At 64.1% G+C, this 13,570-nt stretch carries 10 protein-coding genes; 4 read left to right on the forward strand and 6 right to left on the reverse strand.

Annotated elements, in window-relative coordinates:
• Positions 1-151: 151 nt before the first annotated feature.
• Together CAG22_RS12110 and CAG22_RS12115 are read right to left on the reverse strand one after the other, a co-directional pair.
• Positions 152-1,501: an APC family permease gene (locus CAG22_RS12110; protein ID WP_085591319.1), complete on the reverse strand. Its 1,350-nt coding sequence runs from the start codon at positions 1,499-1,501 to the stop codon at positions 152-154.
• A gap of 246 nt (positions 1,502-1,747) precedes the next feature.
• Positions 1,748-2,635 (reverse strand): acyltransferase, encoded by an 888-nt coding sequence (locus CAG22_RS12115; protein WP_085705532.1) that lies wholly within the window; start codon positions 2,633-2,635, stop codon positions 1,748-1,750.
• A 182-nt stretch (positions 2,636-2,817) separates the two neighbouring features.
• Here CAG22_RS12115 and CAG22_RS12120 point away from each other — a divergent pair, with 182 nt between their 5' ends.
• From CAG22_RS12120 to creD, 4 genes are all read left to right on the forward strand, one after another.
• Positions 2,818-3,318 carry an ATP-dependent zinc protease gene (locus CAG22_RS12120; protein ID WP_003257529.1) on the forward strand — a complete coding sequence of 167 codons (501 nt, stop codon included), beginning with the start codon at positions 2,818-2,820 and terminating at the stop codon, positions 3,316-3,318.
• Between the two features lie 233 nt (positions 3,319-3,551).
• On the forward strand, positions 3,552-4,232 hold the full coding sequence (gene creB / locus CAG22_RS12125) for a two-component system response regulator CreB (protein ID WP_085591323.1): 681 nt from the start codon (positions 3,552-3,554) through the stop codon (positions 4,230-4,232).
• Positions 4,232-5,668: a two-component system sensor histidine kinase CreC gene (gene creC, locus CAG22_RS12130; protein WP_013970529.1), complete on the forward strand. Its 1,437-nt coding sequence runs from the start codon at positions 4,232-4,234 to the stop codon at positions 5,666-5,668. Before creB ends, creC begins: the two co-directional genes overlap by 1 nt.
• 198 nt (positions 5,669-5,866) lie before the next feature.
• Positions 5,867-7,195, forward strand: coding sequence for a cell envelope integrity protein CreD (creD, locus tag CAG22_RS12135; RefSeq protein WP_085591325.1), 1,329 nt, complete (start codon positions 5,867-5,869; stop codon positions 7,193-7,195).
• Positions 7,196-7,378: 183 nt separating this feature from the next.
• Here the strand turns inward: creD and CAG22_RS12140 are convergent, their stop codons facing one another.
• The 4 genes from CAG22_RS12140 to aceF all read right to left on the reverse strand — a co-directional run bounded on the left by CAG22_RS12140 (position 7,379) and on the right by aceF (position 13,567).
• On the reverse strand, positions 7,379-8,002 hold the full coding sequence (locus CAG22_RS12140; protein WP_085705533.1) for a glutathione S-transferase: 624 nt from the start codon (positions 8,000-8,002) through the stop codon (positions 7,379-7,381).
• A 3-nt stretch (positions 8,003-8,005) separates the two neighbouring features.
• A complete protein-coding gene (gene msrA / locus CAG22_RS12145) occupies positions 8,006-8,674 on the reverse strand; it encodes a peptide-methionine (S)-S-oxide reductase MsrA (RefSeq protein ID WP_085692003.1) in 669 nt (222 codons plus the stop codon).
• Positions 8,675-8,842: 168 nt separating this feature from the next.
• On the reverse strand, positions 8,843-11,533 hold the full coding sequence (locus tag CAG22_RS12150) for a bifunctional diguanylate cyclase/phosphodiesterase (protein ID WP_085692004.1): 2,691 nt from the start codon (positions 11,531-11,533) through the stop codon (positions 8,843-8,845).
• A 390-nt stretch (positions 11,534-11,923) separates the two neighbouring features.
• Positions 11,924-13,567 carry a dihydrolipoyllysine-residue acetyltransferase gene (gene aceF, locus CAG22_RS12155; protein ID WP_046614466.1) on the reverse strand — a complete coding sequence of 548 codons (1,644 nt, stop codon included), beginning with the start codon at positions 13,565-13,567 and terminating at the stop codon, positions 11,924-11,926.
• Positions 13,568-13,570: the final 3 nt, after the last annotated feature.

Here is a 13,570-nt window from a genome sequence, read left to right on the forward strand (position 1 = left end):
CCTTGTGTCGCGAGAGGGCCGCAAAGCGGCCCCACTATTTCAGCGTCGATGCAGATATAGCCGGGGCTGCTCTGCAGCCCTTTCGCGACACAAGGCCGCTCCTACAAAGGCCAGCGCAGGCCATGAGATTGGTGTATCCCGCAAAGGCGAGTCAGGTCGCTTCGGTGAAGTCCACCAGCCGCACCGGGCGGCGGAAGCCGGCGGTCAGTACTGCCAGGTATGCAAGACCCAGCGCAAACCAGCACAGGCCGATCACCAGTGTCAGCGCCGACAGGCTGGTCCACAGCCACAAGGTCAACCCCAACCCCACCAGCGGCACCGCGCCATAACACAGCAGCCCTTTGACGCTACGCTGGCTGGCTTCGTCCACCAGATGGGTTTTAACCACCGCCAGGTTCACCGCCGAAAACGCCACCAGCGCACCAAAGCTGATCAGCGATGCAAGGGTCGCCAGGTCGATCACCAACGCCAGCAACGAGAACGCCGAAACCAGCAGAATGGCGAACACCGGCGTGCCAAAGCGCGGGGACAGGTAGCCGAACGTTCGCTGCGGCAGCACCTTGTCACGGCCCATGGTGAACAGAATGCGCGACACAGCCGCCTGCGAGGCCAGCGCCGAGCCCAGGCTGCCAGCCACATAGGCCGCAGTGAAGAAGTTGGCCAGGAACTGCCCGCCCGCCTTGAACATCACTTCGTTGGCCGCCGCATCGGCATTGGCAAAGGTGGTGCCCGGCAGTACCAGTTGGCTGACATAGGCCAGCACGGTGAACAGCAAACCGGCGAACAGGGTGGTGAGGATGATTGCCCGTGGCACATCGCGGCGGGCATCGCGGCATTCTTCGGCCAAGGTCGAGACAGCGTCAAAGCCGAGGAACGACAGGCACAGCACCGCCGCACCAGCCATCAGCGCGCCGAAGCCCGGCTGCGAACCGTCGCCCAGCAGTGGCGAAAGCAGGTCGAGCGGCTGGCCGGCCAGGGACTGGCAGGACAGGGCGACGAACACCACGATGAAGACGATCTGTGCGCCGACGATCAGGTTGCTGGTCTTGGCCACAGAGTGAATGCCGACCACGTTGAGCAGCGTGACCAGGGCAATCGAGGCCAGCGCGATAGACCATGCGGGGATGGCCGGGAAGGCGATGTTCAGGAACAGGCCGATCAGCAGGTAATTGATCATCGGCAGGAACAGGTAGTCGAGCAGCAGCGACCAGCCGGCCAGGAAGCCAACGTTCGGGCCGAAGGCCATGTTGGTGTAGGAGTACGCCGAGCCCGCGACCGGGAAGCGTTTGACCATGAAGCTGTAGGAGGTGGCGGTGAACAGCATGGCCACCAGCGTGACGATATAGGCGCCGGCCGTGCGGCCACCAGTAAGTTCGGTGACGATGCCGTAAGTGGTGAAGATGGTCAGCGGGACCATGTACACCAGGCCGAAGAACACCAAGGCGGGCAGGCCGAGGACACGGCGGAGCTGGACGGGGGTAGAGCTGGGTGGGTTGGCCATCGTTCGATCCAGAGCATTTTTTGTAGTTGTGCTTTGGTCGATTTTTATCCACTTAGGTGGTGTGTGACAAAGAAGTAATCCTAATGCTGATTATTAGCCAGGTTTTTAATCGGATTCTTGGAATGCCTGTTCCGGCCTCTTCGCGGGCTTGCCCGCTCCCACAGGACCTGCACAGAATTCGAAAACAGTGGATATCCTGTGGGAGCGGGCAAGCCCGCGAAAAGGCCGGATCAGGCAGTAAAGATCTCAGCCCATTTCGGCCCGCAGCTGCTCGATCCGCAAGTCCTTCTCCACCCACAACTGGTTCACCCAGGCCTGCACGGTCTGCCTGAACTCAGCATCATTCTCGTAATCCCCCGCCCACAGCATCGGGTCCAGTTCACGCACACGAATGTCGATAATCACCCGGCTGATGCTGCCATTGAGCAAATCCCAGAAACCAGGCGCCTTGTTGCCGGGGTAGACGATGGTCACGTCCAGCAAGGCATCCAGTTGCTCGCCCAATGCCGCCAGCACGAACGCCACGCCACCAGCCTTGGGCTTGAGCAGGTAGCGATACGGCGATTGCTGCTGCTGACGCTTGGCTTCGGTGAAGCGTGTGCCTTCCAGGTAGTTCACCACGGTCACCGGCTGGCGCTTGAACAGTTCACAAGCAGCCTTGGTGATTTCCAGATCCTTGCCCTTCAGCTCGGGGTGCTTTTCCAGGAAGGCCTTGCTGTAGCGCTTCATGAACGGGTAATCCAGCCCCCACCAGGCCAGGCCCAGCAGTGGCACCCAGATCAGCTCCTTCTTCAGGAAGAACTTGAAGAACGGTGTACGGCGGTTGAGGCTCTCGATCAGCGCGGGAATATCGACCCAGGTCTGGTGGTTGCTGACGGCCAGGTACGAAGTGTCCTTGCGCAGGTTCTCGACGCCGCGGATATCCCAATGGGTAGGAATGCACAGGGCAAAGATGGCCTTGTCGATCTCCGACCAGGTCTCGGCCACCCACATCACCGCCCATGAGGCATAGTCACGCCCACGCCCCGGCAGCACCAGTTTGAGCAGGGCGAAGACCAGCAGCGGGCAGATCAACACCAGGGTGTTGAGCAGCAGCAGGGTGGTAGTGAGGATGCCGGTCAGCAGGCGACGCATAAAGAGACTCTTGTTGTGGGAGATAAACGGTTGGCAATGATAAGCAGGGCAGTGGCCTACGCCAAATTTCCAGTGCCCTGCGGCGAGGACAAATGTTTCACATTATGTTGGTTAGGCTTGTGACAGCGAACCTATCCTGCCAGTGCAGTCTAAGCACTGACCCTCCTCAAGGAAGCTTGCCTGTGAAACCTCTGCTTGCCCTGTTGTCGTTGTTGGCGCTGCCGGTCATGGCCGCCGAGCCCACAATCTATGGCCGTTACGAGAACATAGCCCTGCCCGAACTGGGCGAAACCCTGAAAGCCAAGATGGATACCGGTGCCTTCACCGCGTCGCTGTCGGCCAAGGACATCGAGCTGTTCACCCGTGATGGCGACGAGTGGGTACGCTTCCGCCTGGCCACCAAGGATTCGGACGGCAAGGTGTACGAGCACAAGGTCTCGCGCATCAGCAAGATCAAGGGCCGTGCCGATGAAGAGGAGGAAGGCGATGCGCCGGAAATCTCCAAGCGCCCGGTGGTCGACCTGGAGCTGTGCCTGGGGGACGTGAAGCGCACCGTCGAGGTCAACCTGGTGGACCGCAGCAGCTTCAACTACCCATTGCTGGTGGGCTCCAAGGCTTTGCGCGAGTTCAAGGCGGCGGTCAACCCGGCCAAGAAGTTCACCGCTGGCAAGCCTGACTGCTGATCGCAAGCCTCGGCCTCTTCGCGGGCACGCCCGCTCCCACAGGGATGGCGCGTGTCCTTGTGGGCTGCGCGGTACCTGTGGGAGCTGGCTTGCCTGCGATGGGCCGCATAGCGGCCCCGCGATCTCAGCGCCGATGCAGAAACCGCCGGGGCCGCTCTGCGGCCCTTTCGCGACGCAAGGCCGCTCCTACACAATAGTGCGTCGCCATAGATATCTGCACAGGCCCGGACGCCATGCCCCACATCCTCATCGTCGAAGACGAAGCCGCCATCGCCGATACCCTGGTCTACGCCCTGCAGGCCGACGGCCATAGCACCGAATGGGTAACCCTGGGCAGCGCCGCCCTCGACCAGCAGCGCCAGCGCCCGGCCGACCTGGTCATCCTCGACATCGGCCTGCCCGATATCAGTGGCTTCGAAACCTGCCGCCAGCTGCGCCGCTTCAGCGAAGTGCCGGTAATGTTCCTCAGCGCCCGCGATGGCGAAATCGACCGGGTGGTGGGCCTGGAAATCGGCGCAGACGACTATGTGGTCAAACCCTTCAGCCCGCGTGAAGTGGCGGCGCGGGTACGGGCGATCCTCAAGCGCATGGGCCCCAGGGTCGAGCCCGCTGTCGAGGCCACGCTGTTCCAGCTCGACACCTTGCGCATGCAGATCACCTACCGCAGCCAGCCACTCCCCCTTACCCGCCACGAATTCCGCCTGCTGCAATGCCTGCTCGAGCAACCGCACCGGGTATTCAGCCGCGAACAGCTGCTCGACGCCGTGGGCGTGGCCTCTGACGTGGGCTACGAGCGCACCATCGACAGCCATATCAAGAGCCTGCGCGCCAAGCTGCGCCAGGTGGCCAGCGACGCCGAACCGATCCAGACCCACCGTGGCCTCGGCTACAGCTACAGCCCGGACCATGCCTGATGCGCCTGGGCATCCGGATCTTCCTGGTGTACTTCCTGTTCGTCGGGCTGGCGGGCTACTTTCTGCTCAATACGGTGCGCGAACAGATCCGTCCGGTGGTGCGCCAGTCCTCTGAAGAAACGCTGGTAGACACCGCCAACCTGCTGGCCGAGATCCTGCACGATGACGTCAAGGCCGGCACCCTGAACCAGAGCCGCCTGCCCGAAGTGCTAAAGGCCTATGGCTCGCGCAGCCCGGGTGCGCAGATCTGGGGCCTGGCCAAGAACCAGGTGAGCCACCGCATCTATGTCACCGATGCCAAGGGCACCGTGCTGCTGGACTCCAGCGGCGAGGACCTGGGCAAGGACTACTCGAAGTGGAATGACGTGTACCTGACCTTGCGTGGCCAGTACGGCGCCCGCTCCACCCGCAGTGACCCCGACGATGAAAGCACCTCGGTGATGCACGTGGGGGCACCGATCATCGACGATGGCAAGATCATCGGCGTGGTTACAGTGGCCAAGCCCAACAGCTCGCTGCAACCGTACATCGACCGCTCCGAACGGCGCTTGCTGACCCTGGGCCTGGGGCTGATCGGCCTGGGCCTGCTGATCGGTGCCGCGTTGTCGTGGTGGCTGGCGCGCTCGCTGCGCCGGCTGGCCCGCTACGCCCAGGCGGTCAGCGAGGGCGAGCGTGCCGCCCTGCCGCACTACAAGGGTGGCGAACTGGCACACCTGGCCCAGGCGGTCGAGCGCATGCGCACGCAACTGGAGGGCAAGGCCTATGTCGAGCGGTATGTGCATACCCTGACACACGAGCTGAAAAGCCCGCTGGCGGCCATTCGTGGCGCTTCCGAGCTGTTGCAGGGCGATGACATGCCGGCTGACCAGCGGGCGCGCTTTGCCGGCAACATCGAGCGCGAGAGCGAGCGTTTGCAGCAGATGATCGAACGCCTGCTCAACCTGGCCCGGGTCGAGCAGATGCAGGCGCTGGAGGATGAGCAGCAGGTGGCGCTGGCGGCGTTGGTGGACGAGTTGCTGTTGGCCCATGCGGCGCGTATCGAAGGTGCCGATTTGCAGGTGCGCCAGCGGGTGCCGGCTGGTTTGCGCTTGTTGTGTGACCCGTTCCTGATGCGCCAGGCGCTGGCCAACCTGCTCGACAACGCGTTGGACTTCACCCCGGAGGGAGGCGCGCTGTTGTTCGACCTGGAGCGCGATGGCGAACGGGTGGCGCTGAGTGTGTTCAACCAGGGGCAGGCGATACCGGCCTATGCTATTGGGCGGGTGAGCGAGCGGTTCTACTCGCTGCCGCGGCCGGGGAGTGGGCGCAAGAGCACCGGGTTGGGGCTTAATTTTGTGGCCGAGGTGATGCAGCTGCATGGCGGGGCGTTGGCGGTGGATAACGTCGATGGTGGGGTGCGGGTGAGGTTGTGGCTGCCGGTGCGGCGTATCAGTTGACATTGCCGGGGCTGCTGCGCAGCCCAATCGCCGGCAAGCCAGCTCCCACAGGTTTTCGCAGGCCTCAGGCAATGTGCATAACCTGTGGGAGCTGGCTTGCCGGCGATTGGGCCCTTGAAAAACACACAATCTCCACACCATCTCCCTGAAGCCTCCACGCAAGGCGCAGACACTGCGCCCACTGCCACAGGAGGCCCCATGAACAAGACCCTCGGTTTCAAACTCGGCATGATCGGCGTATTGATCTTGCTGCTGCTCGTCCCGCTACTGCTGATCAGCGGCCTGATCGGTGAACGCCAGGCCCTGCGCGACAGTGTGCTGCGCGATATCGCCCAGAGCGCCAGCTTCGACCAGCAACTCAGCGGCCCGCTGCTGGTGGTGCCCTACCGCAAGTACCAGCGCCGCTGGATCGAAAAGGACGGCGAGCGCACCCAGGAAACCAGCACCATTGCCGGCCACCTGTACTTCCTGCCGGAAACCTTCGACGCCGATCTGGGCGTGGACACCGAACTGCGCGCCCGTGGCATCTACCAGGCCCGGCTGTTCCATGCCAAGGGCCGTATCAGTGGCCGCTTCAAGCTCCCGGAACGTTGGGGTATCGACAAGGACTTCGACGACTACCGCTTCGACAAGCCGTTCCTGGTGGTAGGCATCAGCGATATCCGCGGCATCGAGAACGGCCTGGAGCTGAGCATGGGCGAGCAGAAAGTGCCGTTCGAAGCCGGCACCCGGCTCGACTGGATGCGTGGTGGCGTGCACGCCAGCCTGCCGGGGCTGGACGGCCTGCAGGCGCGTGAATTCAGCTACGGTTTCGATCTTGCACTGCAAGGCACCGGCCAGCTGCACGTGGTGCCGGTGGGCCGCACCAGTGCCGTGGACCTGCGCGCCAACTGGCCGCACCCGAGCTTCGTCGGCAACTACCTGCCCAGTCGTCGCGACATCGACGCCCAGGGCTTCAGTGCCCACTGGCAGACCTCGTTCTTTGCCACCAACCTCGAAGACGCCCTGCGCCAGTGCGCCATCGCCGGGCAGTGTGCGGACTTCAGCGATCGCAGCTTCGGTGTCAGCTTCGTCGACCCGGTGGACCAGTACCTGAAGAGCGAGCGGGCAATCAAGTACGCCTTGCTGTTCATCGCCCTGACCTTCGCCGGCTTCTTCCTGTTCGAAGTGCTGAAGAACCTCAGCGTGCACCCGGTGCAGTACATCCTGGTGGGGGTGGCGCTGGCGTTCTTCTACCTGCTGTTGCTGTCGTTGTCCGAGCACATCGGCTTTGGTTTGGCGTATGGGCTGTCAGCTTCGGCATGTGTGCTGCTGATCGGCTTCTACCTGAGCCATGTGTTGCGCAGCCTGGGGCGTGGGGTGGGCTTTGCGGTGGGGTTGGCGGCGCTGTATGCGCTGCTCTACGGGCTGCTGAGTGCCGAGGACTATGCGCTGTTGATGGGCTCGTTGCTGTGCTTCGGCCTGCTGGGGGTATTCATGGTGCTGACCCGGCGGCTGGATTGGGCACGGGTGGGGAGGGCGGCATGAGGGAGGACAGGGAGATCGGGCGGTGGCTGGCACTCAGGATCGGGCAGCTGTTTCCTGTGATACCGAGGTGAGGCGGGGCTGCTTTGCAGCCCAATCGCCGGCAAGCCAGCTCCCACAGGTACAGCACAGGATTCAAGAGCTGTGAGTACCTGTGGGAGCTGGCTTGCCGGCGATAGCGGCCCGTCAGGCTGCCGGTGCTGTTGCCACCATCGATGGCCGCTTGGCCACCTCGGCATACCACGCCGCCAATCCAGGCTGTTGTTCACGCCAGCCAAACTCGGGCTGGCGCAAATCCAGATACCCCAGCGCACAGGCCACGCCGATCGCTGCCAGGTCGAACCCGGACATCAACTCGGGCAAATGCTCCTGCTCCAGATTGTCCAGGCTACGGCGGATCTTGTCGCCCTGTGCCTGCAGCCAACCATCCCAGCGCTTGTCTTCAGGGCGCAGGAAGCTCTCATAGCGGCTCGACACCGCCGCATCCATGATGGCATCGGCCTGCGACACCAGTGTCATGCGCCGCCAACGCGCCGAGCCTTCGCGCGGCAGCAGCGGCAGGCCGACGTGCTGCAGGTCGAGGTACTCGCAGATCACCCTGCTGTCATGTAGCACGGTGCCGTCTTCCAGGCGCAGGGCCGGGATCTTGCCGATCGGGTTGTCCTGGTTGAGCTGTGGGTCACCGCTGACCGGGCTGATGTTCACCGGCTGCAGCTGCACGCGCGCAAGCTGGCCGGTCTCGTGCAACACCACCATGACCTTGCGCACGAAAGGCGACAACGGCGAGTGGAATAGAGTCATCGTGCTCATGCTTCAGTTACCCTGCAGGCTCGGTGGCAGGCACACGCCGGTACCGCCGATACCGCAGTAGCCGTCCGGGTTCTTGGCCAGGTACTGCTGGTGGTAGGCCTCGGCGAAGTACACGGTTGGTGCCTGGTCGATTTCGGTGGTGATCTCGCCGAAGCCGGCCTTGCTCAGTTCGGCCTGGAATGCGTCGCGGCTGGCCTTGGCCTGTTCCAGCTGTTCAGGGCTGGTGCAGTAGATGGCCGAGCGGTACTGGGTGCCGATGTCGTTGCCCTGGCGCATGCCTTGGGTCGGGTTGTGCAGCTCCCAGAACATCGCCAGCAGCTCGCGGTAGCTGACCTTGTCCTTGTCGAACACCACCAGCACCACTTCGGTGTGGCCGGTCAGGCCCGAGCAGACTTCTTCGTAGGTGGGGTGGGGGGTGAAGCCGCCGGCGTAGCCGACCACTGTGCTGACCACGCCTTCACGCTGCCAGAAGCGGCGCTCGGCGCCCCAGAAGCAACCCAGGCCGAAGATGGCGAAGTCGATGGCGCCTTCGAAGAAGGGGCCGAGCAGTGGGGTGCCTTCGAATACGTAGTGGAACTCGGGCAGCTTCATTGGCGTTTCGCGCCCAGGCAGGGCCTGTTCCGCGGTTGGCATGACGTTTTTGTTCACCAGGATTTCCGAACGCAGGACCATGGCCGTTCCTCTGTGTTTATTCAGTTGGATAGGTGGTGGGGCCATCGCCGGCAAGCCAGCTCCCACAGGGATATCACAGATTTTGAGATATGAGCGGTCCCTGTGGGAGCTGGCTTGCCGGCGATAGGGCCCGAATGGGTTCTATAGTGCCCGAGGTTTGCGCGGCTGTCAGGCCACCGGGCCACGCGGATAGCGCTTCAGCCGTTCAGCCAGCTCGCGCCCCGGAATCGGCCGGTCGAACAGGTAGCCCTGGCCCACATCGCAGCGGTGCCGGCGCAGGAACGCCAGCTGCTCCGGCGTCTCGATACCCTCGGCCACCACCTTCAGCTTGAGGTTGTGAGCCATGGCCACCACCGCAGAGGTGATTTCCATGTCGTCCTGGTTGTCCGGGATCTCGTTGATGAAGCTGCGGTCGATCTTGAGGATGTCGATCGGAAACTTCTTCAGGTAGCTCAGCGACGAATAACCGGTGCCGAAATCGTCCATGGCCAGGGTCAGGCCCAGTGCCTTCAGCTCATCCAGCTGGCGGTGGGTGTCTTCGGTGGCCTCCAGCAGCAGGCCTTCGGTCAGCTCCAGCTCCAGCAGGTGCGGGGGCAGGGCTTCTTCCTCGAGGATGGTGCTGATCGACGCCACCAGGTCCGGGTCGGAGAACTGCTTGGGGGACAGGTTGATGGCCACATGCAGGTTGCCCATGCCGGCCTCGCGCAGTTGCTGGCTCATGCGGCACGACTGGCGCACCACCCATTTGCCGATGGGGATGATCAGGCCGGTTTCTTCCGCCACGCTGATGAACTGGTCCGGGCGGATCATGCCGCGTTCGGGGTGGTTCCAGCGCAGCAGTGCTTCCAGCCCCAGCAGGCGGCCGCTGCGCAGGCACAGCTTGGGCTGGTAGAACACCTCCAGCTCGTTCTGGGTCAGGGCGCGACGCAGGTTGTTCTCGACGAACAGCTTGTAGCTGGCTTCGGCATTGAGCACTTCGGTAAACACCTGCACCTGGTGCTTGCCGTTGGCCTTGGCCTTGTGCAGCGCCAGGCCGGCGTTCTTCATCAGGCTGGCCGGGTCGGCACCATGCAGTGGTGCGCAGGCCAGGCCCACCGAGGCGGTGACGTTGATCAGCTGGTTGTCGACGAACATCGGTTTGTCGAGGGTGCGCAGCAGTTGCTGGGCGACGCCCTGGCCATCTTCCAGGCTGGTGTCGTCCAGCAGCACGGCGAACTCGTTACTGGCAAAGCGCGCCAGGATACCGCCGGTGTGCAGGCTGTTGCGCAGGCGCCGGGCCAGGCTGATCAGCAGCTTGTCGCCGGTCTGGTGGCCGAGGCTGTCGTTGATGCGTTTGAAGTTGTCGATGTCCACCAGCAGCAGGCACATCGAGTACTCGCCATCGCGGGCAAAGCGCTCGTCCAGGCTGCGGATGAACGCCGGGCGGTTGCCCAGGTTGGTCAGGTTGTCGGTGTAGGCCAGGCGCTCGATGCGCTGCTGGGCCAGCTTGGTCTGGGTGACGTCTTCGTAGATGCCGATGTAGTGGGTCAGCTCACGGTTGTCGCCGTATACCTTGGAAATCGACAGCTGGCCCCAGTAGGGCTCGAGGTTCTTGCGCCGGCTCTTGAACTCGCCCTGCCAGCTGTTGCCCATGGCCAGGCTCGACGGCGAGTCGAACAGCAGCTCGCTCAGGTTCTCCAGCGCCGGCAGCTCGCCCAGGTGGCGGCCTTGCACTTCCTCGGTGCTGTACTGGGTGATGGCGGTAAAGCTGGGGTTGACGTACTCCACCACACCGTCGCGGTTGACCAGCAGGAAGGCGTTGGCGCTCTGCTCGACCGCACGCTGGAACAGGTGCAGAGCGCTGGCGGCGGTGCGCCGGTTGTGGTTGGTGATGACCTGGGCGAACTGGTCGGCCAGTTCGCCGGCGAAGGCGATTTCGTCCGACTGCCAGGCCCGTGTCTGGCCGGTCTGTTCCAGGCACAGCACGCCGACTACCTGGCCATCGACACGGATGCTGGCATCGAGCATGGCCTTGTTTTCCGGGCGCAGGCTTTGCGCCAGGGCCCGGGTACGCGGGTCGTGGCCGGCATTGTGGGCGTCGATGGCGCGGCTGGCGTGCAGCGCGTCGAGGTAGTCGGGGAAGCGGCTGGCATCGATGGCTTCGGGCTGGCGGTGCTCCTGCGCGTCCCGGTACCAGGCGATGATCGGCTCCAGGCGCTGGTCTTCCAGGTGCCAGATGCTGGCGCTGTCGACCTTGTAGATTTCGCAGGCGCTCTGGGTAATCAGCTGGGCGGCTTCCCGCAGCGAGTTCCCGGCGCTGTAGCGCTGGCGGGCCAGGCGCAGGATCAGGTCCTGCTGGCCGCGTACCCGGTCCAGATGCTCGAGTTGTTCCTGCTGCGCGCGCTGGTTCAGTTGCAGGGCCAGTTGCAGGCGGTTGTTGCGCGATTCCAGGTCGCTGGCACCGGCTTCGCCAGTATCTTCGGCCTGGTCGTCGAGCACGCTCAGGTAGCCGCGCAACAGGTGGCGGTTGTGCTGCTTGTAGGCTTCCCCAGCCTCCAGCAGGCGTAGCGATGCAGTTGGCGTGTGCAATGTGTAGCGCACGCGGTAGTAGCCGCGCTGGGCCAGTTGCAGCTGGATCTCGTCGTGTAGCCGGTAGCGGGCTTCGGGTTCCATCAGGCTGGCATAGGGCGCGTCTACCAGGGCGCACAGGTCGCCGGCGTGCAGGCCGAACTGGCGCTCGCAGGCCGGATCGAGGTAGAGCATGGTCCAGCTGGCTTCGTTGAGCCTTTCGAAACGCAGCATGCCGAGCCGCGAGGGCACGGGTAACTGCGTGACGACCTCGGCCGCCACACGGCTGGCGGCATCGGGTTGGCTTTTCATCGAAGACTCGCTTGAAGAGGAAACGCGGCCTTGGGGGCGGCAGGTCTGGCAAGGTTGCATCATGTCCCGGGGGCTGGCAAGCAGCCATGCGTGATGCTGTGGACGGGTTATCGGCTGGTGGGTGGGAATCTGTAGTCTGGCTGATAGTTCCGGGGCCGCTTTGCGGCCTGTGGGAGCGGGTTTATCGAGGCGTCGAACCGCCGCGAACAATCCAACACAGTACATGGCACCGGCTGCGCCGGTGTTCGCGGGTGAACCCGCTCCCACAGAGGGTGCAGCCCTCCCGGAAAATCCGGGCAAAAAAAAGCCCCGCCAATCGACGGGGTTGAGGTACGAGCGTGGCAGCTCGAAAAGGGTACTGCCCCTCGCGGGGAGGGGCAGTGGGCTGCCTTACAGCAGCATGGTGCGGATATCGCCCAGCACGTCGCCCAGGCGCTTGGTGAAGCGCGCGGCGGCAGCGCCGTTGATCACACGGTGATCGTAGGACAGCGACAGCGGCAGCATCAGCTTCGGCTGGAAGGCCTTGCCATCCCATACCGGCTGCATGGTCGCCTTGGAGACGCCCAGGATAGCCACTTCCGGCGCGTTGACGATCGGCGTGAAGCCGGTGCCGCCAATGTGGCCGAGGCTGGAGATGGTGAAGCAAGCGCCTTGCATCTCGTCGGCCGACAGCTTCTTGGTGCGGGCTTTTTCGGCCAGCGCAGCCGCTTCGGCAGCCAGTTGCAGCAGGCTCTTCTGGTCGACGTTCTTGATCACAGGGACCAGCAGGCCGTCCGGGGTGTCCACGGCAAAGCCGATGTGCACGTACTTCTTGCGGATGATGGCCTTGCCGCTTGGCGCCAGCGAGCTGTTGAAGTCCGGCAGTTCCTTGAGCAGGAAGGCGCAGGCCTTGAGCAGCAGTGGCAGCACGGTCAGCTTCACGCCAGCCTTCTCGGCCACGGCCTTCTGCGCAACGCGGAAGGCTTCCAGCTCGGTGATGTCGGCGGAGTCGAACTGGGTCACGTGCGGCACGTTCAGCCAGCTGCGGTGCAGGTTGGCAGCACCGACCTGCATCAGGCGGGTCAGGGCCACTTCTTCCACTTCACCGAACTTGCTGAAGTCCACGGCAGGGATCGGCGGGATGCCGGCGCCACCGGTTGCGCCAGCGGCTGCCGGTGCTTCCTTGGCCTTCTGCATCATCGCCTTGACGTAGACCTGCACGTCTTCTTTCAGGATGCGGCCGTGCGGACCGGTCGCGGCAACCGCGCCCAGGTCGACGCCGAATTCACGGGCCAGCTGGCGAACCGCCGGGCCTGCGTGAACCTTGGCGTTGCTGCCGGCAGCCGGTGCGGTAGCAACCGGTGCAGGGGCAGCAGCCGGGGCAGCAGCGGCAGGTGCGGCGGCCGGAGCCGCCTCAGCCTTGGCCGGGGCAGCAGCAGCGGCAGGTGCCGGAGCTGCAGCCGGGGCAGCGCCCGCGACTTTCAGCTTGAAGATCAGGTCGCCAGTGCCGACTTCGTCTTCCAGCTTGCACAGGACTTCTTCGACCACGCCGGCAGCCGGCGACGGGATTTCCATGGAGGCCTTGTCGGACTCCAGGGTAATCAGCGACTGGTCGGCTTCGACGGTGTCGCCGACCTTGACCAGCACTTCGATGATCTTGGCCTTGCCCGACGAACCGATGTCCGGCACGTGGATGTCCTGCACGCTGGCGGCAGCCGGGGCTGCTGCCGGAGCAGGGGCAGGGGCGGCTTCGGCGGCCGGAGCCGGCGCAGCAGCCTGGGCCGGGGCTGCGGCCGGCGCCTCAGGGGCCGCAGCAGCGGCGCCCTCGGCTTCCAGGACCAGCAGCTCGTCGCCTTCTTTCAGGCGGTCGCCCAGCTTGACCTTCAGTTCCTTGATGACGCCGGCTTTCGGGGCCGGGATCTCCATGGAGGCCTTGTCGGACTCCAGGGTCAGCAGGCTCTGGTCAGCCTCGATACGATCACCGACCTTGACGAACAGCTCGATGATTTCACCTTCACCGCTGCCGATGTCAGGTACGCGAATGAGTTCGCTCACTTA

It is taken from the genome of Pseudomonas sp. B8(2017) (assembly GCF_002113575.1).
Taxonomy (GTDB): Bacteria; Pseudomonadota; Gammaproteobacteria; order Pseudomonadales; family Pseudomonadaceae; genus Aquipseudomonas; species Aquipseudomonas putida_Z.